The following is a 22,648-nucleotide window of genomic DNA, read 5'->3' as shown; positions in this document are numbered from 1 at the left end:
GCATGAGCGAGACCGAGGCCCTCTGGACGTCCCTTTCGACGGCGTGGGAACAAGACAGGGGGCGCCACCTGCGGCAGGTGGCCGCGGCGCCCGGGCGGTTCGAGGACTTCTCCTGCGGCTTCGGCGACCTGCTGCTGGACTATTCCAAGACCGCGCTCACCCGGCAGACGCTGGGCCTGCTGCTCGCCCTGGTGAAGGCGGCGGGGGTGGAGGCGCGGCGCGAGGCCATGTTCGCGGGCGCGGCGATCAACGCCACCGAGGGCCGCAGCGTGCTCCATGTCGCATTGCGCGACACCGACGCCGCCCCGCTGGTGGTGGACGGCGCCGACGTGAAGCCGCCGGTGCGCGAGACGCTGGCGCGCCTGTTCGCCTTCGCCGACCAGGTGCGCGACGGCACCATCGCCGGCGCCACCGGCGCCCGCTTCACGGACGTGGTGAACATCGGCATTGGCGGCTCGGACCTCGGTCCGGTCATGGTGACCGGCGCGCTCGCGCCCTATCACGACGGGCCGCGCTGCCACTTCGTGTCGAACGTGGACGGCGCTCACATCGCCGACACGCTGAAGGGGCTCGATCCGGCCACCACGCTGTTCATCGTCGCCTCGAAGACCTTCACCACGGTGGAAACCATGCGCAATGCTGCCACCGCCCGCGCCTTCATCAAGGACGCGCTGGGCGAGGCGGCGGTCGGTGACCATTTCGCCGCCGTGTCCACCGCCCTCGAAAAGGTCGGGGCGTTCGGCATCCGGCCCGAGCGCACCTTCGGCTTCTGGGATTGGGTGGGCGGGCGCTATTCGGTGTGGTCGGCCATCGGCCTGCCGGTGATGATCGCGGCGGGGCCGCAGAACTTTCGCGAGCTGCTGGCCGGCGCCGCCGCCATGGACGAGCATTTCCGCTCCGCCCCGCTCGACGTCAACCTGCCGGTGCTGCTCGCCGCGGTCGGCCTGTTCCACCGCAACGTCTGCGGCTATGCGAGCCGGGCCGTGATCCCCTACGACCAGCGCCTGGCGCGCTTTCCCGCTTACCTCCAGCAGCTCGACATGGAGAGCAACGGCAAGGGCGTGACGCTGGATGGAAAGCCGGTGCCGCGCGCCACCGGCCCGATCGTGTGGGGCGAGCCGGGCACCAATTCCCAGCATGCCTTCTTCCAGCTGATCCACCAGGGCACCGACGTGATCCCGGTGGAGTTCCTGATCGCCGCCGAGGGACACGAGCCGAAGCTCAAGGAGCATCACGCGCTGCTGGTGGCCAACTGCCTCGCCCAGTCGGAGGCGCTGATGCGCGGGCGCACCCTGGAGGAGGCGGCGGCGCAGCTGCGCGCGCGCGGCCTGCCCGAGGCCGAGGTGGCGCGGCTCGCCCCGCACCGGGTGTTCCCGGGCAGCCGGCCGTCGGTGACGCTCGCTTACGCCCAGCTCGACCCGTTCACGCTCGGCCGCCTGATCGCGCTCTACGAGCACCGGGTGTTCGTCGAGGCGGCGGTGTGGGGCATCAACGCCTACGACCAGTGGGGCGTCGAGCTCGGCAAGGAGCTCGCCACCGACCTGCTCCCCTCGGTCATCGACGCCAAGCTGCCGGAAGGCGCCTCGGCGTCCACAAGGGGGCTGCTCGCGCATCTGTCGGAGGTCGGCGGGCGGTGAGCGCGCCGGCCGTCCTGCCATGCAGCATCAGCAGGGCACGCTTCCGTATTATGTATACCACAAAGATCCCAGAATGAGTCAGCATCCGGCTAAGAGTCGGGAGGTCACCTCCCGGCCAGCGCCCCGGCGCCCGGAGGTAGACATGAGCGCCCTTGATTTTGCCGCCCTCGGTCTTTTTGGCATCGCCCTCACGGCGGCAACCATCGGCTTTTCCTCGCCCGCGCCGTTCCTCGCGGCGGGCGGGGATGTGGGGATTCCTCTGGCCGACGGGATCGGCGACGCCCCGAGCGCGCCGCGCTTCGCCGGCGTCCGCTTTGGCGGCGTGCCCACCGGGGAAACGGGCGAGCCGGCGGTCGCCGCATTCCCGCGCGGCTTCTGACCGCGCGCAAAAAAATGGCCCCGACTTGCGTCGGGGCCGTGGAGGGGCCGCCCGAAGGCGGTGGAGGGACATGTGGCGCGTGCCGACACGGCGCGTGCGATCCTCGAAAGGCTCAGACGGTGGCCTCGCGCGCCTTGACGGCGTGGGCCTCGTTGAGCTGGTGATGGCGGGCGAGAAGCGGGCGCAGGACCAGCACGGCGGCGATGGCGGCGGTCATGTCCATGGCCGCGACCGTGTAGAGCACCACGCTCCAGCTGCCGGTCGCCTCCATCAGCAGGTTGGCCATCGGCACCAGCAGCGCCGCGACGCCCTTGGCGCAGTAGAGCATGCCGTAGATCTTGCCGATATGCTTCGAGCCGAAAGTATCCGCCGCGGTGGCGGAGAACAGCGAGTAGACTTCGCCCCAGGCCAGGAAGACCACGCCCGACAGGGTGATGAAGGCCCACGGATTGTGCCCGAACGTGCCGAGCGCGACGATGCCGAGGCCCTCCATCATGAAGGCGAAGAACATGGTCTTCTCGCGCCCGATATGATCGGAGATCCAGCCGAAGAAGGGCCGCGAGAAGCCGTTCAGGATGCGGTCCAGCATCAGCGCGAAGGGCAGTGCCGCCATGGCGAAGAAATAGAGGTCCACCTCCACGTGCTTGACGCCGAGGTCCTCGGCGATCACGCCCAGCTGGGCGACCGCCATCAGGCCGCCGCTGACCGTGAGCGTGAACATCACCAGCATCACCCAGAATACCGGCGTGCGCAGCGCCTCACCGAGGCTGTAGTCGCGCCGGCTCTGGGCCACGGTGGCGGAATAGGTCACCTCCCGCGCACCGGGCGCGCGCAGGAACAGCGCCGCGGCGAGGATGATCGCGCCCTGGATCAGGCCGAAGGCGAAGAAGGTCTCCTGGTAGCCGGACGACTTGATCATCGCCGCGATGGGCAGGATCGTCAGCACCGTGCCCGAGCCGTAGCCGGCGGCGGTGAGGCCGACCGCGAGGCCGCGCCGGTCCGGGAACCACTTCAGCGCGCTGTTGACGCAGGTGGCATAGACGCAGCCGACGCCGATGCCGCCCATGGCGGCCGCGAAATAGAGCGAGGAGAGCGAGGTGGCGTAGGAGTTCAGCACCCAGGACAGGCCGGTGAACACGCCGCCCACCAGCACCACGTTGCGCGGGCCGTATTTGTCGATGAAGTAGCCGACGATGGGCGTCGCCCAGGTCTGCACCACCACGAACACGGTGAACGCCACCTGCACCGCGGCGCGGGTCCAGGTGTGGGTCGAAACGATCTCGGGAACGAACAATGTCCAGGAATATTGAATGTTCGCGGCGGCGACCATGCAGACGATGCCGGCGACCAATTGCAGCCAGCGGTTCACGCTGGCCGGCTTTACAGACTCAATGACCATCTCATCCACCCTTTGAGAACTTTATTATTCTGGTTCCAGGAAGAAAGAGCCGCCCCACCCCGTTGTTTTCCCTCTCGGAGGCAGCGTTGCTTAACGATCGTGCCCGGGCGCGTGCGCCTCACACCGCGCCGGCGGTGCGCATGCCTGCGATTTCTTCCGCGCTGTAGCCGAGGCCCACCAGCACCTCGTCGGTGTGCTCGCCGAGCAGCGGGGCGCGCGCCACGGGCACGTGGCTCGCCGACATCTGGATCGGCGATCCCAGCGTCACATAGGGGCCGCGCTCGGGGTGCGGCACCTCTACCAGGAAGCCGCGCTCATAGAGCGACCGGTCCTCCAGGAGGTCCTTGGTGGAGAGCACCGGGCCGCACGGCACGTCGATCGCCTTCAGCGCCGCCATCACCTCGAACTTGGTGCGCTTCAGGGCCCAGCGCTCGATCACCTCGAAGCAGGCGTCGAGCCTCTGGCAGCGGGCCTCGTGGCTGGCATATTTGGGATCGTCGATCAGGTCCTTACGGCCGATGAGCCGCATCAGCGGCGCCCAGCCCTGGGGCTGGATGATGACGTAGCAATAGTCGTTCTCGCCCCCCGGGGCGCAGCGCACCGCCGCGCCGGGCTGGCCGCCGCCCGAGCAATTGCCGGCGCGCGGCACGCACTCGGCGGCGGGCGGGCCGGGATATTCGGCGAGCGGGCCGGCGGCAAGGCGCTGCTGGTCGCGCAGCTTCACCCGCAGAAGGTTCATCACGCAGTCCTGCATGGCGACCTCGACCAGTTGTCCCTCGCCGGTGACCGTGCGCTGGTAGAGCGCCGCGAGCACGCCCGCGAGGCAGTGGATGCCGGTGCCGGTGTCGCCGATCTGGGCGCTGGAGGCGGTCGGCGGGCCGGAGCGCCAGCCGGTGGTGCTCATGGCCCCGCCCATGGCCTGGGCGATGGTCTCGTAGGCCTTGGCGTCGATGCCGGAGGCGTCGGCGAAGCCCTTGATGGTGGCGTAGACCAGGCGCTTGTTGATGGCGCGCGCCGCCTGGTAGCCGAAGCCCTGGCGCTCCAGCACGCCGGGGCCGAAATTCTCCACCAGCACGTCGGCGCTGGCGATCAGGCGGGCGAGCGCCTCCTGGCCCTGCGGGCTCTTGATGTTGAGCGTGAGGCTGCGCTTGTTGGCGTTCAGCATGGTGAAATAAAGACTGTCGACATTGGATTTGTCGCGCAGCTGGGAGCGGGTGATGTCGCCGCGCCGGGGCATCTCCACCTTGATCACGTCCGCCCCGAGCCATGCCAGCATCTGGGTCGCGGACGGCCCGGACTGCACATGCGTCAAGTCCAGGACACGCACCCCCTCGAGCGCCTTGCCCATGCCCATCACCCCTGGATTTCCTCAATCAAACCTTATGCTTCGCCGGTCTTGAGCCGGCTTTGGCCGCTACGCGGCCGGCACCTTCTCCTGCGACCAATCTTTGGTCTACTGGATTTGGTATGCCATATACAAACCCTAACATCGCCGGCTCGGGGTCGCAACCGGATTCGACGAAGGTCGCATCCGGCGCGGCATGTTCCCTGCGTTCGCCGCCACCTTCCCGCGATGAAGACTTGCCGCGCGCAGACAGCACCCCGCCCTCGGCGCCGCCGGAGGGCGGCGCCCGCGCATGTCGGGATATTTTCACGCAGCAACGATTGGCCACCGGGGGCCGGACGGCCGGCCCCGGGGCGCGGGTCAGCGCAGCACGGCGAGCTCGGCGCCCATGCCGCTGGCGGCCTGGTCGGCGTGGGAGGCCACTTCCGATTCGTGCAGATAGTGGCGCATGAGGTCGGTGGCGCTGATGACGCCCACCAGCGCGTAGTCCTCGATCACCGGCAGATGCCGCACCTGGTGCGCGTTCATGAGCCGCAGCACGGTGACGATGGAATCGGCGAGCCGGCAGGAGATCAGCTCCCGCTTCAGCAGCGTGGCGAGCACCACCGCCGGGGTGGCGGCGCCGTGGGCGAGCAAAGCGCGCGCCACGTCGCGCTCGGAGAACACGCCGACCACGGTATTGCCCTCGGTGCGGCACACGTCCTTGACGATCACCGAGGAGATGTTCTCCCGCTTCATGATCATCACGGCGGTGGCGACGGTCTCGTTGGCGCGGACGGTGATGATCCTGGTGTCGCGCTTCTCGCGCAGGATGTCGTCGACGGTCATCAGCATGGCGTTCCTCCCGGGCGCAAGGCCCGATGCCTGAAGGTCGTGGGCCTCTGGAGCACGCGCCGATCGGCTTGCTTGGCAAGCCGATCGGATGACGCGGTCTCTTCATTTTCTTAGAGGGCGATTCACCGGGCAGATTGAGGCCAATCTCATCGGATCGCGCTCTCGAGGGCCCCTCTCAATCCATGCTGGTATTCAAAATACACTCTGTCAACGCGAAGCGCGGCCGGCCGCCGGCCTTTCGATGCTGCAACGCGAAGCTGCACGGCGAGCCGCGGGCACGCCGGCAGCCGGCCTGCGGCAACTGTTGCCCTGATCGAAAAAGTCTTTCATCTGATATGATGTATGTGGTCGGCATCGAAACGGGAGCCGGGCCGCGCCACCAAGAAGCCTGAGGCGAAAGGGAGCGATGACCTACCAGGACATCAACGTGAAGCCGATCGAGACCGAATCGAGCTTCCGAATGAAGGCCTACAAGGCCCTCAAGGCGGCCATCATGGAGATGGACATCTACAGCCACAAGGAGGACATCCGGCTTGAGGAACGCCAGCTCTCCGAGAAGCTCGGCGTCTCGCGCACACCGATCCGCGAGGCCATGACGCTTCTGGAGCAGGAGGGCTTCGTGCGCTCGGTGCCGCGGCGCGGCATCTTCGTGGTGCGCAAGACGCGGCAGGAAATCCTCGAGATGATCACGGTGTGGGCGGCGCTCGAGAGCATGGCGGCGCGGCTCGCCTGCGCCCATGGCACCGAGGCCGAGATCCGCGCGCTGCGCGAGAATGTGCGCGCCTTCGCCGACCGCGACCCGGAAGAGTTCGTCTCCGAATATTCCGAGGCCAACCTCGCCTTCCACAAGATCATCATCCGCATGTCCGGCTGCGATCTGATCGCCGACATGACCGAGGGCCTGTTCCCGCACATGCGGGGCGTGCGCAACGTCACCATCGGCCAGGACCACCGCGCCCAGCGCTCGATCGTCGACCACACCCGCATCGTCGCCGCGATCGAGAAGCGCGACGCGGACCTTGCCGAGCGCCTGGTGCGCGAGCACACGCTCGGCCTCGCCCGCCACGTGGAGGCGCACGGCGAGTTCCTGGACTGAGCGGACTGTGGCGAGATGTCGAGGGCCATGCTGGTTGTCGATATTGCAACCGGTGAAACAAATGATAGCGTCGCCTCCAGCACCTCTATGGCCGAGTTAGGCCGTTCAGGGGGCTAAGGGGGCGCTGCTCGCGAGGCATCAATGTCGCCTGAGCGCCGCCAAGAAATTGCGAAACGGGCGGCGCAGTCACGATGGACCAGGGCAAAGAAGTAGCTGGCCATTTGCCAGGGATCCCGGTCGTTGCCACTAGGTGCGAGACGGTTCAAGGAACGGCAGACCTTCGTCGCATTTGCCGATGTGACGATGGGTCCGACTACGCCGTAAAGGATTGTTCGCAGAACCCGAACCTACCGCATCAAGAATGGCTCTGCACACAACTTGGAGAATTGGTTGGCCTCGCCTCCTGTTCGGGTGGTTAAACTGGCCGGCGACGAGTGCTTCGGGTCGCGGTGGGAAAGCGGCATGGAGACGCAAGACTGGTGGGTGCGGGCACATAACGGCGACATCAACTTTTCATTTCTTGCACCGACTATATCAAGAATACTCGCCTACGATCTATTTATCCACAACGTGGATCGCCACTTAACGAACTACGTTGTTCGACGCCAATATTCAGGTCACGCAGTACTCGCCTTTGATTATTCCCAAGCCTGGTTGTTTAGCGGGTTCCCACTTCCCGCCCTCCCGCTACATCACCAAACAAACACAATTCAGGCACTGCGTGCGATGCGTAAATTATTTGGCGATTTTATACGACACGACGAAGTCAAGCATGTTTGCAACCGACTTAGAAAGATTAATACTGAATCGATAGAATGAATTATCTCACAACATCCTAACAATTGGTTGACTGAAAAGCAAAAATCTGAAATATTTAATTGGTGGTATTCTGACAAACGACTACATCGGATACATCAAGTTCAGGAGGGCATCGCAAATGGATCATATATTTGACTACGCGGTGCTTCAAGCGGTTCCTGACCAACGCCGGGGTGAGCGCGTGAATATAGGGATAGCTATCCTGAGATGGGATGGTTTGGATATTCGCGTTTTTGAAACGCGCAAGATTCAAGCGCTCACCGGGCAGTCGTGGGATTCCTATATTGATTCATTTTCCTCGTTGCTGAAGGAAACTGACGACCATTCTTTGCCGAAGGATCAGCGCTTGGCGAAGATGGAAATTGTTCAAGGGCAAATCTCGCTGTCTAAAACAGGATGGTTCAAGTCATCAGGCCTTGATGACTATGAATCTGCGATCAATGAAATTGTAAAATCTGTCATATTGAGACCTGCTCGCAAGCGTTCGAAAGACGAGACGACCATTGTTGCAGAGATAAGCGCAGAATTTAGGGCAGCGCAGATACTTGCCACGAAAAAAGATAATATTAGAAGCGGTAAAGTTTTTCGGAATTATGAAATTGAGGCGGGAATTGAGGCTGATTTTGCTCAACTAAATTCCAAACTACATGTTGCCGCAGTTCTTGATTTGCGGTCTGCTCACCCACAGATGGCACAAGCTGCGCTTAAAGCCATCACCTTGGATAGAGCCGAAGCTGTCCATAGTGGGCCGGTTCACAAGATAGGCGTTTATGCTGTCGCCACCGCCCGACGCAGTGAGGTTCGCGAAAACATCAATTTGCTTGGTCGCTATGCTGATGATCTCGTGAATTGGGAAGATGATACCGATCGGCGGGGCTTGAAGCGGATGTTTTTTGACGCTTATAACTCGCATATTGACGGTCAAGTCTGACACTTTATGCTTGACGGCAGTGCTTTGAGCTGTGCGCGGCGCGTTCGGAAGTGGCGTGGACTATGCATGCTGGGAACCTGTATGGCACCGCAAGGCCGAAGAGGCGAAGGTCGTCACGAAGCGTGGGCCATATACGAAAAAAGTAAGGGTGTGAGGGCTGGTCAGGGGCGCCTCACAATTTTCCCTACGGATTCAAACCGTAGCGCTTTCTGCCGCGCCAGACGTATTGCCACAACGAGATGGTCATTCGCTCAGCCTGTCCCGAGCCCGGCGACCTGTGGTTATCCACTCAGGGGTTTTCCGGCATTCAACATGCGAAGCTTAAACTTCACACAATCACCCCCTTTCGGAAGCGCACCCCCTTTCGGAAGCGAAATTATCTTGCGAAAGGACCGGGGCCAAATTTGGGCTGCCAATATTTTCAAACTGCCCCCCTCCCCCGCCAACCCGCCGTGCGCCATAGCGCCCGGCGTGCCATAATCGCGACCTTGAGGCCCCTTGCCGGCGACGGGAGGGGCCGCTTCATATGCGGACCCAACCGGCGCGGATCTTCGGCGGAGCACGATGCGTTACCTCAATCTGATCAAGACCATCTCCAACTGGCCGGCCTATTTCGCGCACAAATACAACCTCACCACCGCCTCGCCGGCGGTGTTCGAGCTGCGCGGCGGCGGGCGCATCCTGGTGCCGCGCGAGGTGATGCACGAGTTCAAGGAGGTGTTCTTCGACGAGGCCTATCTCGCCGGCATGCCGCTCGGCGTGAAGGAGGGCGCCACGGTGGTGGACATCGGCGCCAATATCGGCGCCTTCAGCGTGTTCGCCGCCACCCGCTTCAAGGGCTGCCGGGTGATCGCCTTCGAGCCCGACCCGGTGAATTTCGCGGTGCTCGCCCGCAACGCCGAAGGCGTGCCCGCGCGCGCCATCACGCCGGTGGAGCGCGCCATCGCCGGCAGCGCCGGCACGCTGGTGTTCCACCGCGGCGATGCCGAAGGCGTCTCCACCTCCGGCTCGCTGGTGCGCAGCACCGGCGAGAAGATCACGGTCGAGGCCGTGACCCTGGAAGAGGCGTTCGCGGCGCAGGGCATCGCCACCTGCGACCTCATGAAGATGGATTGCGAGGGCGCCGAGTTCGACATCCTCTACGGCGCCTCCGACGCGGTCTTGGCGCGCATCCGCCAGATGGTGGTGGAGATCCACGACCAGGGCCGGGGCACGCGCACCCGCGCCGCCGTGATCGCCCACCTCGCCGCCAAGGGCTTCCAGGTCAAGGACGGCATGCATCATCTGCTGTGGGCCTGGCGCGCGGCGCCTTAGAGCGCGATCCGATCATATGGAGCCGCGTTGCGGCTCCATATGATCGGTGAATCGCCCTCTAACCCATTGAATAGAGACGGATTCACCGCTCATACTGAATCGCCGGGCGATTCAGTATGAGCGGATCCGGCTCTAGGAACGCTTTGGACGTGTTGACCGCGATCAAGGCCGAACCTGCGCTGCCGCCCGCATAAAGGGAGGCGCCGGTCAGGGCCGGCACCCGGAGGGCGGCTTCATGCCGAAGTTCGAGGTGAGAGTGCCTCCGCACGGCCTTCCCGGGACGCTGAGCGTCCCAGGCAATGCGGGGGCGCTCGTCCTCTTCGCCCATGGCAGCGGATCGGGCCGCCTCAGCCCGCGCAACACGACGGTGGCCGAGGCGCTCAACGCGCGCGGCATCGCCACGCTGCTGTTCGACCTGCTCTCCGAGGCGGAGGAGATCGACCGCGCCAACGTGTTCGAGATCACGCTGCTGGCCGACCGGCTGACCGAGGCCGTCAACTGGGCGATGGCCGATCCGCGCACCGCCGGCCTGCCGCTCGGCCTGTTCGGCGCCAGCACCGGCGCCGCCGCCGCGCTCAAGGCCGCCGCCCGACTCGGCCCGAAGGTGAAGGCGGTGGTCTCGCGCGGCGGACGTCCGGACCTCGCCTGGGACGACCTCGGCGCGGTCGCGGCGCCGACCCTCCTCATCGTCGGCGGCGCCGACGAGACGGTGCTGGAACTGAACGCCGAGGCGTTCGGCCGGCTCACCGGCGACAAGGCGCTGAAGATCGTGCCCGGCGCCAGCCACCTGTTCCCCGAGCCGGGCGCGCTCGACGAGGTGATCGCCTTGTCCGCCCGCTGGTTCGAGCGCTACCTGATGGGCAACGGCGACGGCGGGAGCGCGCCATGAGCCGCGTCTTCGCCGATCGCAGGCAGGCCGGCCGGCTGCTCGCCGCCGCGCTCGCGCATCTCAAGGACGCGGCACCCGTGGTGCTCGCGCTGCCGCGCGGCGGGGTGCCGGTGGCGGCGGAGGTGGCGCAGGCCCTCGGCGCGCCGCTCGACCTGGTGCTGGTGCGCAAGATCGGCGTGCCCGGCGCCGAGGAACTGGCCATGGGCGCCGTGGTGGACGGCGCCGACCCCGTGGTGGTGCGCAACGCCGACATCATCGCCGCCGCGCAGGTGACGCCGCAGGCGTTCGAGGCGGTGTGCGCGCGCGAGCTTCGGGAGATCGAGCGGCGCCGCGCGCTCTATGTGGGCAGCCGCCGCCGCGCCCCCATCGCCGGGCGCACGGTGGTGGTGGTCGATGACGGCATCGCCACCGGCGCCACCGCCCGCGCCGCGCTCGAGGCGTTGCGCGCGCGCGGGCCGGCGCGGCTGATCCTCGCCACCCCGGTGGCCCCGCCGGAGACGGTGTCGCTGCTGCAGGGCTTCGCCGACGCGGTGGTGTGCCTCAAGACGCCGGAGCCGTTCGGCGCCATCGGCTATTTCTACGACGACTTCCGGCAGGTGGACGACGCCGAGGTGATCGACCTGCTCGCCCGCCATCCGGTGCCGCCGGAGGCCTGAGCCGCCGGCCGCGCCGCGGCCCGCCCGCTATTTCGCCATCGGCACCCAGCGCCCGCGGTCGTCCTTCGCGTAAGCGCGCTTCACCGCCGCCCAGGCGATGCGGTGCGCCGCCTCCTCCTGCCGCGGGTCGCCGGCATGGGCGGCGAACGCATGGTTGAAGGCGGCGCGCCAGATGTCCTGCGCGTGCTCCGGCAGATGGTCCCGCACGGGGGGCGGCAGGTCGGCATTGTCGGCATAGGGCATCGCTGTTCCTCGCCCCGGCGGCGCGATCCGCCCGTCAACGCACCGGAGACGGGCGGATCCGGCTCCATTCCTTACGTCGGAGGGCGCTCGCCGGCCATGGGAAAACGCGGCACGGCCGCCCCGCCGGACCGCACTCCGGAACGCTAGAGGTGGCCTTCCTCGAATTCGTCGCAGGAGAGGCCGAAGGCGGCCAGCCCATCCTCCAGATAGTCGGCGACCAGCGGCTCGCCGAGGAGATAGCTCGCGGTGCGCTGGTTGTGGGCGCGCTGCGCCTCGGCGCGGATCTCGTCCCAATTGTCGGCGTCGCCGTCGCCGCGGCCGATCCATGCCAACGCCACGAGGTCCACCTGCTCGTCCTCGTTGAGGGCGCGGATGAAGCCCACGAGCTCGCGCCGCACCGGATCGTCGCCATGGTCCTCCAGCACCGCGCGCATGCCGTCGTCGCTGGCGTTGGAGCTGTCGCCGGGATCGGTGAGCACGTCCTTGGCCTCGAAGGCGCGCGCCTTGACGATGATGAAGCACACCTTCTCGGGCGAGATGGAAAGGTCCGGGGCTTCGGCCATGGCATGGGCTCCTTGCGGTGGCGCGGTGCGGCAGGTGCGCCGCCAACACGCGCGCCGTCAACGCCGGCGCCGCCAGGATGGTTCACCGGGCCGGCGCGCCGCCCCGGTCCTGCCGCCCTCAGGCGGCCTCGGCGCGCACCTCGACCGGCGCCGCCGCGAGGCGGGCGAACAGATCGCGCCGGCGGGCGAGCGGCCACCAGTCGTAGAGAAAGATCTCGATCGGCCGCCAATTGGCCACCCAGCCGACGATGACGAGGCTCTCCTCGATGACGCGGGCGAACGTCCCCTCCCCCAGCAGATGCGCGACCAATTGCGCCCCCAGGAGGCAGACCGCCAGCACCGCGAGGCCGATGGCGAGCGACAGCCGCCCGACCCGGAACAGCTGCGTCAGCTCGCGCGCGGTCTCGATCCGGCGGTAGTCGAAGAAGTGGGAGATGGCCTCGGGCAGGCCCTGCGCGTCGCGGCCCGCCGCCTCCGCCGCCGGCAGGTGGACGACGATGGACAAGGGCGCGCCGGCCGGCATCTCCTGCGCCCAGCCGGCGATGTACTCCTCCGCCTCGGGCGACAGGTCGCGCTCGCGGAAGGGGAACGGGTCCAGCAGGTTGAAGAGCTGGGCGACATGGGTCACGCGGATCGCGACGACGCCCGCGCCGGAGGGGGCGGAGGGGCCGGGGGGCGCGGCGGCGGGCGGGGGCTGCGTCATCTGAGATGGGTCCGGCGGCGCGCGGCACGGCGGCGCGCTCCTCTTTCAGGCGCAATAGCCGCGCCGGTTGCCGGGCACAAGACGCGCGCGCCGCTCGCGCGCGGGAACCGGTCGTGCCAGTGTCACGTTCTGCGAGGACGCTCCCGCGCGGCCGGGGTCGAGCTTCGGGCCGGCGGCGAAGCGTCCCGCACTGCGAGGAAAAGGTGTCATGAGCAATCTTGTCGTATTCGGTTTCGACGGCGTCCATGCGGCGGACGAGGTGCTGAACAAGCTGCGGTCGCTTCAGAAGGGCCATTTGATCGACCTCGAGGACGCCTGCGTCGTCGAGCGCGAGGCGGACGGCAAGGTCCATGTGAAGCAGGCGGTGAACCTCGTGGCGCTGGGCGCCGCCCAAGGCGGCACCATGGGCGCGCTCTGGGGCGGCCTCGTCGGCCTGCTGTTCCTCAACCCGCTGGCCGGCATGGCGCTCGGCGCGGTGGCCGGCGCCGGCGCCGGCGCGGTCTCCGGCTCGCTCGCCGACTACGGCATCGACGACGAATTCGTGAAGCAGCTGGGCGACACCATCCCGGCGAGCTCCTCGGCGCTGTTCGTGCTGATCAAGAGCGTGACCGAGGACAAGGTGCTGCCCGAGATCGAGCCCTACCGCCCGCGCGTGCTGAAGACCTCGCTCTCCAACGAGGCCGAGGCCAAGCTGAAGGACGTGCTCGCCAAGGCCGCGGCAGGACAGCCCGCCGCCGCCCAGCCTGCCGCCGCCGCGCCGGAGCCCGCGGCCCCGGGTACCGCACCGGCCGCCACCCCGGCCACCTGAGGCCCGCACGCCGTGAGCCGGCGGGCGGCGCCCGCCGGTCTCAGCTCTTCAGCCGGTAGCCGGTGCGGAACATCCAGGTGCACAGCGCCAGGCAGAGGGCGAGGAAGCCGAGCGTCATGGCGAGCGACAGGCCCACCGACACGTCGGAGATGCCGAAGAAGCTCCAGCGGAAGCCCGACACCAGATAGACCACCGGGTTGAACAGGGTCACCGTGCGCCAGGCCGGCGGCAGCATGTCCAGCGAATAGAAGGTGCCGCCCAAGAAGGTGAGCGGCGTGATCACCAATAGCGGGATCACCTGCAGCCGCTCGAAGCCGTCGGCCCAGATGCCGATGATGAAGCCGAACAGCGCGAAGGTGAAGGCGGTGAGCACCAGGAAGCCGAGCATCCAGAACGGGTGCTGGATCTCAAGCGGCACGAACAGCGCCGCCGTGGCGAGGATGATGAGGCCGAGCACCACCGACTTGGTCGCCGCCGCGCCCACATAGCCGAGCACGATCTCGAACGGCGACACCGGCGCCGACAGCAATTCGTAGATGGTGCCGGTGAAGCGCGGGAAATAGATCGCGAACGCCGCGTTGGAGATCGACTGCGTGAGCAGCGTCAGCATCATCAGCCCCGGCACGATGAAGGCGCCGTAGGGCACGCCGTCGATCTGCGCCATGCGGGCGCCGATGGCCGAGCCGAAGACGACGAAATAGAGCGAGGTGGAGATCACCGGCGAGACCACGCTCTGCAGCAAGGTGCGCATGGTGCGGGCCATCTCGAACATGTAGATGGCGCGGACGGCTTCGAAATTCACGATGCCCGCCTCACGAGGCTCACGAAGATCTCTTCGAGGGAGCTCTGCTCCGTGTGGAGGTCCTTGAAGGCGATGCCCTCGGCGGAGAGCAGCGCCAGGAGGTCGGCGATGGAGCGCGTCTCGCCCTCCGCCTCGGCGCCGGAGGTGCGCGTCTCATAGGTGTAGGTCAGGTGGGTGCCGCCCGGCGACAGCCTGAGCTCGAACGGCGCCAGCGCCTCGGGCACGCGGGCGAGCGGGGCGACCAGCTCCACGGTAAGCTCCTTGCGGCCGAGCCGGCGCATGAGCGTCGCCTTCTCCTCCACCAGCATCAGCTCGCCCTTGGTGATGACGCCGATGCGGTCCGCCATCTCCTCGGCCTCCTCCAGATAATGGGTGGTGAGGATGATGGTGACGCCGCTCTGCCGGAGCTCGCGCACCAGGCGCCACATGTCGCGGCGCAGCTCCACGTCGACGCCCGCGGAAGGCTCGTCCAGGAACAGCACCTGCGGCTCGTGGGCGAGCGCCTTGGCGATCATCACGCGCCGCTTCATGCCGCCCGAGAGCGTCATGATCTTGGCGTCCTTCTTGTCCCACAGGGACAGGCTCTTCAGCACCTGCTCGACGAAGGCGGGGTTCGCCTTCTTGCCGAACAGGCCGCGCGAGAAGCTCACGGTGGCCCACACGGTCTCGAAGCTGTCGGTGGTCAGCTCCTGCGGCACCAGGCCGATGGTGGCGCGGGCCGCGCGGTAGTCGTCGACGATGTGGTGGCCGTCCACGCGCACCTCGCCGGAGGTGGCGTTGACCAGGCCGCAGACGATGGAGATGAGCGTCGTCTTGCCGGCGCCGTTGGGGCCGAGCAAGGCGAAGATCTCGCCGCGGCGGATGTCGAAGCTCACGTCCTTCAGCGCCGCGTGGCCCGTGGCGTAGGTCTTCGACAGGCCGGAGACGGTGATGATGGCGCCGCTGGCGTCGCGGGACAGGGGGGTGGTGGGCATGCCCACCTCCTTAGACCGGACCGGCGGCCGGTGGAAGGTCCCGCACCGTCAGGCGCGGAACCGTGGTGATCAGGGATAGACGTGCGGCGCGCGGCCGGTCCGGTCCGGGGGTCAGGTGCCCTGGATGGCGGTGAGCTTCCAGGCGCCGCCGTTCTCGCGCACGAAGGTCCAGATTTCCGTGGCCTCGCCCTTGGCGCCGCGGTCGCCCGAGATCGCCTTGCCGGTGGCGCGGTCCACCATGGCGTCGCGGCTCTCGTAGCGCATGGCGACGGTGGCGTACTCCTTGTTGCCCTCGCGCCAGGCCTCGGCGAGGTCGCCCTGGAGCAGCTTCACGTCGCTGACCACGTTGCGCACCCCGCGCTCGGCATTCTCGCGCAATTCGTCGGCGAGGAAGGAGAACACCTCCGGGGTGGTGTGCTCCATGAGCGTGCCCTGGTCCTCGTCGCCGAACGCCACCTGGATGGTGGCGAGCAGGCGCTCGAAGGCCTCGAGATCCTCGCCCTTGATGCCGACATCGTCCGAGGGCGCGCGCGGCGCGGTCCGGGACGCCGCGCCGGCGCCGCCGCCGAGGGCACCGCCAAGGGCACCGCCGAGACCGCCCGTAAGACCGCCGGAAGAAGGTCCAGCGGAAGGTCCGCCGCCGGCCGGCACGCCGCCGCCCATGGGGAAGCCGCCGCCGGAGCGGGCATAGGCGCCGTCCGCCGGCGCCGGCCGGGCGCCGCGCAAAAGGCGCATCACCAGCATGACGGCGAGCACGATCAGCCCCGCCTGGAGCAGCAGGCCGAGAATGCCCGCGAGGCCGCCGAACCCGCCGCCCAGCAGCAGCCCCACGAGGCCGCCGATCAAGAGGCCGCGCATGAGCGCGCCGCCAAGCCCGGTGCCGAACATGGACGGGCGGGCCGCCGGCGCGGCGCTCTGGGGCGCGCGGGTGGCCGGCGCCGGCGCCGTCTGGGGCGTGGTCGAGCGCTGGATCGGCGCGGCGGTGGGCGCGGTGGGGGTGGCGGGGGGCGCCTGATAGGTGCGCGAGCCGCGATTGCCGAAGGAGAAGCCGCGCTTGGCCTCCGCGTGATCGGCCGCGACCAGGGTCAGGCCGGCCGCGATGGCGAGCACTGCAAAAAATGTGGTCCTTCGGAACATGTTTCCTCCCGCCGCTACATGACCTTAGGGCAGCTTAACCCTACATATGGGAAGAGCGCTCAAGATTGCCAGGGCGGGATGGCCGATCCACTTTTAAATCTTGGTGGGGGCCGCCGCTCGCGACGCGCCGGCGCAGCCCCCGCCAAGCGATGGCGCAGCCGGCGCCCCTGTTCTCCAACCTCGCGGCGGCGCAGCCGGCGCCGTTCCCCGGCCCAGCAACGGCGCGGCCGGAGCGCCGCGCCGGGGCCCAGCGCGGGACTCCCGCGCCGCGGGCAATGCGCCGCCTGCGGCGGATAAAGCCCGCCTGCGGCGCAGTCTTGCGCTGGGCCCCGGCTCTCCGCCCACGGCGCCGCGCGCCGTTCCCGTCGGCCGGGGCGCGAGGGCGGTGCCCTTCCACGACGCTTTGCAATCTTGGTGTGCGGCCGCAGTCCGCGACGCGCCGGCAGCGCCGGCGCCGTTCCCCGGCCCAGCGACGGCGGCAGCCGGAGCGCCGCGCCGGGGCCCAGCGCAGGACTCCCGCGCAGCGGGCGATCCCACCGCGCGCCGCCGGCGCCGCCCGAGAATGGCCGCGATCGGTGCGCCTGATATGGTCCGCGCCCCCTCGCGCGCCTCGTCTCAGGAGCAGATGATGTCCGCCCTCTCCCGCCGCGCCTTCATCGCCGCGAGCGCCGCCGCTGCGCTCGCCCCCGGTGCCGCTCTGGCCGATTCGCACCCGCGTCCGGCCGCCGCACCGCTGGGCACTGCGGCCTTCCGTGTCGGAGCCTTCACGGTGACGCCGCTGTTCGACGGCACCTTTCCGCTGCCGCTGGCGGTGATCCCCGCCGCCGAGAGCCCGGCGGGCCTGGCGCTGCTCGGCGGCGCCGGCCTGCCCGCCAAAGGCCCGGTGCCGATCCCGGTCAACGCCTTCGCGCTGGAGCGGGGCGGCAAGCTCGCGCTGATCGATTGCGGTTGCGGCCCGGCGTTCGGCGCCGATTTTGGCCGCGCCTTCGACGCCATGGCGGGCACCGGCATCGACCCGGCCAAGGTGGAGACGGTCTATCTCACCCATCTGCACGGCGACCATGCCGGCGGGCTGCTCGCGCCCGACGGCTCGGCGCGGTTTCCCAGGGCGCGGATCGCGATCCAGCAGAAGGAGATCGCCTTCTGGACCGACGACGGGGCGCTTTCCCGCGCGCCGCAGGACATGAAGCCGTTCTTCAAGATCGCCCGCGACGTCGTCGCCGCCTACCGGGCGCGGATCGAGCCGCTCCAGGGCGTCGCCGCGCTGGCGCCGGGGGTGCTCGCCATGCCCTTTCCCGGCCACACGCCCGGCCATATGGGGGTGCTGATCGAGGACGGGCCGGAGCGCATCCTCATGTGGACCGACGTGCTGCACGCGACCGCGCTCCAGCTTCCCAACCCCGGATGGTCGCTGCTGTTCGACGTCGACCAGGCGCAGGCGCGCGAGACCCGGCTGCGCCTGCTCGACATGGTGAGCGCGGACAAGATCCCGGTCATGGGCTCGCACATGGGGGTGCGGGGCCTGCTCGTGCCGAGCGGACCGGGCTATGCGTTCGCGACCTGAGGGGCGCGGCGCCGCGGCGCTGGCGCTCCTCGCCGTCCTCGCCGGCCCGGCGCGCGCCGGGCCGATCGGCGTCGCGGTGGCGAACGGCACCACGCCCACCGCCTGCGCCGAGACCGACAACGTCTCCCTCGTTCTCTCCGCCCCGGCGGTCAGCGGCCTCAGGATCGAGGCGCGCCATCCGGCCTATGTGGGCACGCTCGCCATCGACAGCACGGCGCCCGACTTCACCGCCTGCGACATGACGAAGGACCCGGCGGTGCCCGCCGCCGCGCCGCTCGCCGGCCCGCGCCGCGTGACGCTCTACGAGACGCCGGAGCTGTGGCTGGTGGGCTTCACCTTCCCCGCCTTCTGGCGCGCCGCCGCGACCCCGGTCCGGGTGGGCGGGCGCACCTTCCAGGGGCTGCATCTGGTCCAGCTCTGGGTCTGGCACAAGGAGCGCGCCGAGGAGGTGCTGGTGGTCTATCCCCCCGACGGCTACTGGCGCGCCCGGCCGCTGCCGCCGGCCCATCTGCGGGCGGTGGCCTACGGCACGTCCTTCCTGCTGGGGCCGGTGGAGGACGCCGGGCGGCCGGTGGTGAACCTGAAAGAGATCGCCTTCGATCCGGCCGCGAAGGCGTTCACCCTCGCCTTCGCGGCGGGCGGCAGCGCGCGGCTCGCCATGACCGAGCTTTCGGAGGCGCGCCTGGTGCTGGAGGCGGCGTTCGACCGGCCGCGCGCCGGCGCCTTCGCCGCGCTGCGCTCCATGTACGTCACCGAGGCCAATGCCGACGTCGCCCGCCTCGCCTGGCGCACCGGCGCCGGCACGGGCTGGCGCGAGGCAAAGGTGACCACCTTTTCCGGCGCCGCCGACGTCACCGCCCTGTGGGCGGGACGGGTCGTGCCGTCGGCCCACAACACCAGCGCCCCCGACATGGTGCTCGACCGCTTCGCGGGGCCCTAGGACAGGCCGACGCGTTCACGTCTTTAAGCCCGCCTCAGGCGATGGCGAACACCGCCTCCGCCTCCAGCACCCCGCCGGCGCCGCCGGTGACCGCCTCGGCGAGGCCGCGGGCCTCGGTGGCGAGGTTCTCGGCGAAGAAGCGCGCCAGCGCGATGCGGGCGGCAAGCGCCGGATCGCTCTCGCCTGCGCTGCGCGCCCGGTGCGCCGCCAGCGCCGCCTTGGCCAGATAGGCCCCGCCCGCCGCGCGGGCGAACAGGCGCAGATAGGGGGTCGCGCCGGCGAGCGCCTTGGCCTGGTCCTCGCCCAGCCAGTCCAGCATCCGGCGGGTGGCGGCGGCGAAGGCGTCCACCGCCTCGCCGAGCCGCACGCCCATATGGCCGAACTCGAGCGCGTTCAGCGCCACCACGTCCGCGGCGATCTGGCGATAGTCGGCGATCAGCGCCTCCACCACGTCGCCGCCACCCTGGCCAATCTTACGGGTGACGAGGTCCACCGCCTGGATGCCGTTGGTGCCCTCATAGATGGCGAAGATGCGCGCGTCGCGCAGGTGCTGGGCCGCCCCGGTCTCCTCGATATAGCCCATGCCGCCATGCACCTGGACGCCGATGGAGGCGACCTCGATGCCGATGTCGGTGGAGAACGCCTTCGCCACCGGCGTGAGCAGGCTCGCCTCGGCGAGCGCGGCGGCGCGGGCGGAGGGGTCGGCCAGGCGGTGGGAACGGTCGAGGGCGTCGGCGGTCATCAGGCAGAGCGCGCGCGCCGCCAGCGTCTCGGCGCGCATGGTGAGCAGCATGCGCTTGACGTCCGGATGGGCGATGATCGGCGCCATGCCCTCGCCCTGGTAGGAGGCCGCCTTGCCCTGGCGGCGCTCCTGCGCGTAGGCGATGGCGCGCTGGGTGGCGCGCTCGGCGATGGCGACGCCCTGCACGCCCACCGCGAGGCGGGCGTTGTTCATCATGGTGAACATGCAATTGAGGCCGCGGTTCTCCTCGCCGACCAGCCAGCCGACCGCGCCCTCACCCTTGTCGCCGAAGGTCATGGTGCAGGTGGGCGAGCCGTGCAGGCCGAGCTTGTGCTCGATGCCGGTTGCGGCGACGTCGTTGCGCGCGCCCAGGCTGCCATCCGCATTGACGAGGAATTTCGGCACCAGGAACAGCGAGATGCCGCGCGTGCCGGCGGGCGCGCCGGGCAGCCGCGCCAGCACCAGATGGATGATGTTCTCGGCGACGTCGTGCTCGCCATAGGTGATGAAGATCTTGGTGCCGAAGATGCGGTAGGTGCCGTCGCCCTGGGGCTCGGCGCGGGCGCGCAGGGCCGAGAGGTCGGAGCCCGCCTGCGGCTCGGTGAGGTTCATGGTGCCGGTCCAGGTGCCGGCCACCAGCTTCGGCAGATAGGTATCCTGCAGCGCCGGCGAACCGTGGGCGCTGAGCGCCTCCACCGCGCCCATGGTGAGCACGCCGCAAATGCCGAAGGACGGGCAGGCGGAATTCCAGAATTCGGTGAGCGCCGAGGTGAGCGCCACCGGCAGATGCTGGCCGCCGAACCGCTCCTCGGCGGCGACCGAGGTCCACCCCGCGCCTGCCCAGGCCTCATAGGCGGCGCGCCAGCCGGTCGGCGTGGTGACCACCCCGTCCTTGAGCGCGCAGCCTTGCGTGTCGGCCACCCGGTCGAGCGGCGCGATCTCGGAGGCGGCGAACTTGCCCGCCTCCTCCAGCACGCTGTCCACGAGGTCGAACGCGAGATCGACCACCCCCTCCTCCATGAGCCGGGGCAGGGAGGTGCAGGTCTTCAGGAAGAAGGACACGTCCTCCACGGGGGCGCGATAGGCCATCGATCTCTCCACGGTGCATCGTCCGCGCCGCCATGCGGCGCGTTGCGGCTTGACCCGGCGCGGCGCGCTCACTAGAGGCGGAGCCGGCGCACCAATTCGGGTCGCCGGCCCCCTTTCGTCAAGGGGCTGATCGGAAGAGCAGGCCATCCCTTGGTCTGCGGCCCTCCGCTCCGGTTCCCTTCGTGATGCGCCGCGCGCGCCGGCCCCCATGGACATCCCGCCCCGCGAGACCCTCCGACTGTCCGCCGCCGACCCCGCGGCGCTCGCGCGCGCCGCGGCGCTGCTCGCGGCCGGCCGGCTGGTCGCCTTTCCGACCGAGACCGTCTACGGCCTCGGCGCCGACGCGGCGAATCCGCGGGCGGTGGCGGACCTCTATGCCGCCAAGGGCCGGCCGGCCTTCAACCCGCTGATCGCCCATACCGCCACGCCGGCGCAGGCGTTTTCGATCGGCGCTTTCCCGGACGCGGCGGCGCGGCTCGCGGCGCGCTTCTGGCCGGGGCCGCTGACGCTGGTGGTGCCGTTCGCCGGCGGCGAGGCGGTGTGCGAGCTCGCCCGCGCCGGGCTCGCCACGGTCGCTCTGCGGGTGCCGTCCCATCCCGTGGCCCTCGCTTTGCTGGCGGCGTTCGGCGGCGCGGTGGTGGCGCCGAGCGCCAACCGCTCGGGCCGGGTCTCGCCCACCGAGGCGCCGCACGTCGCCGCCGACCTTTCGGGCCGGATCGACGCGATCCTCGACGGCGGCCCGACCGAGGTCGGGGTCGAATCCACCATCGTCGACGCCGCCGGCCCGCACCTGCGCCTGCTGCGCCCTGGCGGCGTGCCGCGCGCCGCCATCGAGGCGGTTCTGGGCCATCCGCTTGCGCTCGCCGGGGCGCAGGATGCCGCGCGCCCCGCCGCCCCCGGCCGGCTCGCCTCCCATTATGCGCCGCGCGCCCGGGTGCGGCTCGACGCCGAAGCGCTCGCCCCCGGCGAGGCGCTGCTCACCTTCGCCGGCGCCCGCCTGCCCGGCGCCGAGGCGGCGCAGGCGGTCATCGACCTCAGCCCGTCCGGCGATCTGGCGGAAGCCGCCGCCCGCCTCTACGGCGCCCTGCGCGCGCTGGACGCCACCGGCGCCGGCGCCATCGCCGTCGTTCCCTTGCCCCGCCACGACCTCGGCGAGGCCATCGCCGACCGCCTCGCGCGGGCGGCCGCCCCGCGCCCCGGCCCCGAGGAGACCCCCCAATGACCGCCCACACCATCGCCGTCTCGACCGAGGCCGGCGCCCTTGCCATCGACCATGCGGGCGACGGCGACGCCGCCGCCCTCGTCGCCTTGTGGACGCGGACCGGCCTCACCCGGCCCTGGAACGATCCCTTCGCCGACATCGCCCTCGCCCGGCGCGGGCCGCACTCCACCATCCTGGTGGCGCGGCGCGGCGCCGAGATCGCCGGCTCGGTGATGGTGGGCCACGACGGCCATCGCGGCTGGCTCTATTACCTCGCGGTGGAGCCCGCGCTCCAGGGCAAGGGCATCGGCCGCGCTTTGGCGCGGGCGGCGGAGGACTGGCTGAAGGGCCGCGCCGTGCCCAAGCTGATGCTCATGGTGCGCCCGGACAATGCCGGGGTGCGCGCCTTCTACGCCGCGCTCGGCTATCTGGAGGAGGAGCGCATCGTCTTCTCCCGCCGCCTCGACGGCACCTGAGCGGGCGCGTCCATGGCCGGACCTGCGGGGCCGGGAGGGGATTGAGCCGGCTCAAACCGGTACCCCGCCGGGTGGAATATGGTATTCAAGGCGAAGCTGTACGCGCC

23 protein-coding genes are annotated in these 22,648 nt (G+C 69.3%); 13 read left to right on the top strand and 10 right to left on the bottom strand.

Annotated features, from left to right (window positions below; genetic code table 11):
• Positions 1-2 precede the first annotated feature (2 nt).
• Both pgi and ABLE88_RS10570 read left to right on the top strand, forming a co-directional pair.
• Positions 3-1,637, top strand: coding sequence for a glucose-6-phosphate isomerase (gene pgi, locus ABLE88_RS10575; protein ID WP_348831530.1), 1,635 nt, complete (start codon positions 3-5; stop codon positions 1,635-1,637).
• Positions 1,638-1,779: 142 nt separating this feature from the next.
• The gene (locus tag ABLE88_RS10570; RefSeq protein ID WP_348831529.1) at positions 1,780-2,016 is read left to right on the top strand and encodes a hypothetical protein; all 237 of its coding nucleotides are present in this window, start codon (positions 1,780-1,782) and stop codon (positions 2,014-2,016) included.
• A gap of 112 nt (positions 2,017-2,128) precedes the next feature.
• Here the strand turns inward: ABLE88_RS10570 and oxlT are convergent, their stop codons facing one another.
• From oxlT to ABLE88_RS10555, 3 genes are all read right to left on the bottom strand, one after another.
• The gene (gene oxlT, locus ABLE88_RS10565; protein ID WP_510182882.1) at positions 2,129-3,415 is read right to left on the bottom strand and encodes an oxalate/formate MFS antiporter; all 1,287 of its coding nucleotides are present in this window, start codon (positions 3,413-3,415) and stop codon (positions 2,129-2,131) included.
• 118 nt (positions 3,416-3,533) lie between these two features.
• Complete coding sequence (gene frc / locus ABLE88_RS10560; protein WP_348831653.1) at positions 3,534-4,763, bottom strand: formyl-CoA transferase; 1,230 nt, start codon at positions 4,761-4,763, stop codon at positions 3,534-3,536.
• A 357-nt stretch (positions 4,764-5,120) separates the two neighbouring features.
• Entirely contained in the window at positions 5,121-5,588 is a 468-nt protein-coding gene (locus tag ABLE88_RS10555; RefSeq protein ID WP_510182887.1) for a CBS domain-containing protein, read from the bottom strand.
• 412 nt (positions 5,589-6,000) lie between these two features.
• On the opposite strand from ABLE88_RS10555, the gene ABLE88_RS10550 reads away from it, so the two are divergent.
• The 6 genes from ABLE88_RS10550 (at position 6,001) to ABLE88_RS10525 (ending at position 11,299) form a co-directional block, all read left to right on the top strand.
• Positions 6,001-6,690, top strand: coding sequence for a GntR family transcriptional regulator (locus ABLE88_RS10550; RefSeq protein WP_348831527.1), 690 nt, complete (start codon positions 6,001-6,003; stop codon positions 6,688-6,690).
• Positions 6,691-7,152: 462 nt separating this feature from the next.
• A complete protein-coding gene (locus ABLE88_RS10545) occupies positions 7,153-7,509 on the top strand; it encodes a hypothetical protein (RefSeq protein WP_348831526.1) in 357 nt (118 codons plus the stop codon).
• A 118-nt stretch (positions 7,510-7,627) separates the two neighbouring features.
• The gene (locus tag ABLE88_RS10540) at positions 7,628-8,440 is read left to right on the top strand and encodes a hypothetical protein (RefSeq protein ID WP_348831525.1); all 813 of its coding nucleotides are present in this window, start codon (positions 7,628-7,630) and stop codon (positions 8,438-8,440) included.
• A 564-nt stretch (positions 8,441-9,004) separates the two neighbouring features.
• A complete protein-coding gene (locus tag ABLE88_RS10535; protein ID WP_348831524.1) occupies positions 9,005-9,754 on the top strand; it encodes an FkbM family methyltransferase in 750 nt (249 codons plus the stop codon).
• Between the two features lie 235 nt (positions 9,755-9,989).
• Positions 9,990-10,643 (top strand): dienelactone hydrolase family protein, encoded by a 654-nt coding sequence (locus ABLE88_RS10530; RefSeq protein WP_348831523.1) that lies wholly within the window; start codon positions 9,990-9,992, stop codon positions 10,641-10,643.
• A complete protein-coding gene (locus ABLE88_RS10525; protein ID WP_348831522.1) occupies positions 10,640-11,299 on the top strand; it encodes a phosphoribosyltransferase in 660 nt (219 codons plus the stop codon). Before ABLE88_RS10530 ends, ABLE88_RS10525 begins: the two co-directional genes overlap by 4 nt.
• 27 nt (positions 11,300-11,326) lie before the next feature.
• Here the strand turns inward: ABLE88_RS10525 and ABLE88_RS10520 are convergent, their stop codons facing one another.
• The 3 genes from ABLE88_RS10520 to ABLE88_RS10510 all read right to left on the bottom strand — a co-directional run bounded on the left by ABLE88_RS10520 (position 11,327) and on the right by ABLE88_RS10510 (position 12,808).
• The gene (locus tag ABLE88_RS10520; protein WP_348831521.1) at positions 11,327-11,542 is read right to left on the bottom strand and encodes a ChaB family protein; all 216 of its coding nucleotides are present in this window, start codon (positions 11,540-11,542) and stop codon (positions 11,327-11,329) included.
• A 143-nt stretch (positions 11,543-11,685) separates the two neighbouring features.
• Positions 11,686-12,105 carry a DUF3775 domain-containing protein gene (locus tag ABLE88_RS10515; RefSeq protein ID WP_348831520.1) on the bottom strand — a complete coding sequence of 140 codons (420 nt, stop codon included), beginning with the start codon at positions 12,103-12,105 and terminating at the stop codon, positions 11,686-11,688.
• A gap of 118 nt (positions 12,106-12,223) precedes the next feature.
• Complete coding sequence (locus ABLE88_RS10510; protein WP_348831518.1) at positions 12,224-12,808, bottom strand: hypothetical protein; 585 nt, start codon at positions 12,806-12,808, stop codon at positions 12,224-12,226.
• A 208-nt stretch (positions 12,809-13,016) separates the two neighbouring features.
• On the opposite strand from ABLE88_RS10510, the gene ABLE88_RS10505 reads away from it, so the two are divergent.
• Positions 13,017-13,616 carry a DUF1269 domain-containing protein gene (locus ABLE88_RS10505; protein ID WP_348831517.1) on the top strand — a complete coding sequence of 200 codons (600 nt, stop codon included), beginning with the start codon at positions 13,017-13,019 and terminating at the stop codon, positions 13,614-13,616.
• A gap of 40 nt (positions 13,617-13,656) precedes the next feature.
• Here ABLE88_RS10505 and ABLE88_RS10500 read toward each other — a convergent pair whose 3' ends face one another.
• The 3 genes from ABLE88_RS10500 to ABLE88_RS10490 form a co-directional block, all read right to left on the bottom strand.
• The gene (locus ABLE88_RS10500) at positions 13,657-14,418 is read right to left on the bottom strand and encodes an ABC transporter permease (RefSeq protein WP_348831516.1); all 762 of its coding nucleotides are present in this window, start codon (positions 14,416-14,418) and stop codon (positions 13,657-13,659) included.
• Positions 14,415-15,392: an ABC transporter ATP-binding protein gene (locus ABLE88_RS10495; protein WP_348831515.1), complete on the bottom strand. Its 978-nt coding sequence runs from the start codon at positions 15,390-15,392 to the stop codon at positions 14,415-14,417. Before ABLE88_RS10495 ends, ABLE88_RS10500 begins: the two co-directional genes overlap by 4 nt.
• 111 nt (positions 15,393-15,503) lie before the next feature.
• Positions 15,504-16,529: a TIM44-like domain-containing protein gene (locus ABLE88_RS10490; RefSeq protein WP_348831513.1), complete on the bottom strand. Its 1,026-nt coding sequence runs from the start codon at positions 16,527-16,529 to the stop codon at positions 15,504-15,506.
• Between the two features lie 628 nt (positions 16,530-17,157).
• Here ABLE88_RS10490 and ABLE88_RS10485 point away from each other — a divergent pair.
• Positions 17,158-18,093 carry an MBL fold metallo-hydrolase gene (locus tag ABLE88_RS10485; protein WP_348831512.1) on the top strand — a complete coding sequence of 312 codons (936 nt, stop codon included), beginning with the start codon at positions 17,158-17,160 and terminating at the stop codon, positions 18,091-18,093.
• Positions 18,077-19,033: a hypothetical protein gene (locus ABLE88_RS10480; protein WP_348831510.1), complete on the top strand. Its 957-nt coding sequence runs from the start codon at positions 18,077-18,079 to the stop codon at positions 19,031-19,033. The genes ABLE88_RS10485 and ABLE88_RS10480 overlap by 17 nt, the downstream gene beginning before the upstream one ends.
• Before the next feature lie 34 nt (positions 19,034-19,067).
• Here ABLE88_RS10480 and ABLE88_RS10475 read toward each other — a convergent pair whose 3' ends face one another.
• The gene (locus ABLE88_RS10475; RefSeq protein ID WP_348831509.1) at positions 19,068-20,864 is read right to left on the bottom strand and encodes an acyl-CoA dehydrogenase family protein; all 1,797 of its coding nucleotides are present in this window, start codon (positions 20,862-20,864) and stop codon (positions 19,068-19,070) included.
• 208 nt (positions 20,865-21,072) lie between these two features.
• Between ABLE88_RS10475 and ABLE88_RS10470 the strand changes: the two genes are divergently transcribed.
• Together ABLE88_RS10470 and ABLE88_RS10465 are read left to right on the top strand one after the other, a co-directional pair.
• Positions 21,073-22,086, top strand: coding sequence for an L-threonylcarbamoyladenylate synthase (locus ABLE88_RS10470; protein ID WP_348831508.1), 1,014 nt, complete (start codon positions 21,073-21,075; stop codon positions 22,084-22,086).
• Positions 22,083-22,541 (top strand): GNAT family acetyltransferase, encoded by a 459-nt coding sequence (locus tag ABLE88_RS10465; protein ID WP_348831507.1) that lies wholly within the window; start codon positions 22,083-22,085, stop codon positions 22,539-22,541. Before ABLE88_RS10470 ends, ABLE88_RS10465 begins: the two co-directional genes overlap by 4 nt.
• The last annotated feature ends 107 nt before the right edge of the window (positions 22,542-22,648 follow it).

Source organism: Xanthobacter luteus (assembly GCF_040049235.1).
Classification (GTDB): Bacteria; Pseudomonadota; Alphaproteobacteria; order Rhizobiales; family Xanthobacteraceae; genus Xanthobacter.
This window is presented reverse-complemented; position numbering and strand designations above follow the sequence as displayed.

Excerpts from the sequence above, each read along its gene's own strand:
- ABLE88_RS10545 (WP_348831526.1), top strand. The coding sequence starts at position 7,153 with ATGGAGACGCAAGACTGGTGGGTGCGGGCACATAACGGCGACATCAAC.
- frc (WP_348831653.1), bottom strand. The coding sequence starts at position 4,763 with ATGGGCAAGGCGCTCGAGGGGGTGCGTGTCCTGGACTTGACGCATGTG.
- ABLE88_RS10520 (WP_348831521.1), bottom strand. The coding sequence starts at position 11,542 with ATGCCCTATGCCGACAATGCCGACCTGCCGCCCCCCGTGCGGGACCAT.
- ABLE88_RS10465 (WP_348831507.1), top strand. The coding sequence starts at position 22,083 with ATGACCGCCCACACCATCGCCGTCTCGACCGAGGCCGGCGCCCTTGCC.
- ABLE88_RS10530 (WP_348831523.1), top strand. The coding sequence starts at position 9,990 with ATGCCGAAGTTCGAGGTGAGAGTGCCTCCGCACGGCCTTCCCGGGACG.
- ABLE88_RS10535 (WP_348831524.1), top strand. The coding sequence starts at position 9,005 with ATGCGTTACCTCAATCTGATCAAGACCATCTCCAACTGGCCGGCCTAT.
- ABLE88_RS10550 (WP_348831527.1), top strand. The coding sequence starts at position 6,001 with ATGACCTACCAGGACATCAACGTGAAGCCGATCGAGACCGAATCGAGC.
- ABLE88_RS10485 (WP_348831512.1), top strand. The coding sequence starts at position 17,158 with ATGTCCGCCCTCTCCCGCCGCGCCTTCATCGCCGCGAGCGCCGCCGCT.
- ABLE88_RS10480 (WP_348831510.1), top strand. The coding sequence starts at position 18,077 with ATGCGTTCGCGACCTGAGGGGCGCGGCGCCGCGGCGCTGGCGCTCCTC.
- pgi (WP_348831530.1), top strand. The coding sequence starts at position 3 with ATGAGCGAGACCGAGGCCCTCTGGACGTCCCTTTCGACGGCGTGGGAA.
- oxlT (WP_510182882.1), bottom strand. The coding sequence starts at position 3,415 with ATGGTCATTGAGTCTGTAAAGCCGGCCAGCGTGAACCGCTGGCTGCAA.
- ABLE88_RS10475 (WP_348831509.1), bottom strand. The coding sequence starts at position 20,864 with ATGGCCTATCGCGCCCCCGTGGAGGACGTGTCCTTCTTCCTGAAGACC.
- ABLE88_RS10470 (WP_348831508.1), top strand. The coding sequence starts at position 21,073 with ATGGACATCCCGCCCCGCGAGACCCTCCGACTGTCCGCCGCCGACCCC.
- ABLE88_RS10495 (WP_348831515.1), bottom strand. The coding sequence starts at position 15,392 with ATGCCCACCACCCCCCTGTCCCGCGACGCCAGCGGCGCCATCATCACC.
- ABLE88_RS10570 (WP_348831529.1), top strand. The coding sequence starts at position 1,780 with ATGAGCGCCCTTGATTTTGCCGCCCTCGGTCTTTTTGGCATCGCCCTC.
- ABLE88_RS10490 (WP_348831513.1), bottom strand. The coding sequence starts at position 16,529 with ATGTTCCGAAGGACCACATTTTTTGCAGTGCTCGCCATCGCGGCCGGC.
- ABLE88_RS10510 (WP_348831518.1), bottom strand. The coding sequence starts at position 12,808 with ATGACGCAGCCCCCGCCCGCCGCCGCGCCCCCCGGCCCCTCCGCCCCC.
- ABLE88_RS10515 (WP_348831520.1), bottom strand. The coding sequence starts at position 12,105 with ATGGCCGAAGCCCCGGACCTTTCCATCTCGCCCGAGAAGGTGTGCTTC.
- ABLE88_RS10525 (WP_348831522.1), top strand. The coding sequence starts at position 10,640 with ATGAGCCGCGTCTTCGCCGATCGCAGGCAGGCCGGCCGGCTGCTCGCC.
- ABLE88_RS10555 (WP_510182887.1), bottom strand. The coding sequence starts at position 5,588 with ATGACCGTCGACGACATCCTGCGCGAGAAGCGCGACACCAGGATCATC.
- ABLE88_RS10505 (WP_348831517.1), top strand. The coding sequence starts at position 13,017 with ATGAGCAATCTTGTCGTATTCGGTTTCGACGGCGTCCATGCGGCGGAC.
- ABLE88_RS10540 (WP_348831525.1), top strand. The coding sequence starts at position 7,628 with ATGGATCATATATTTGACTACGCGGTGCTTCAAGCGGTTCCTGACCAA.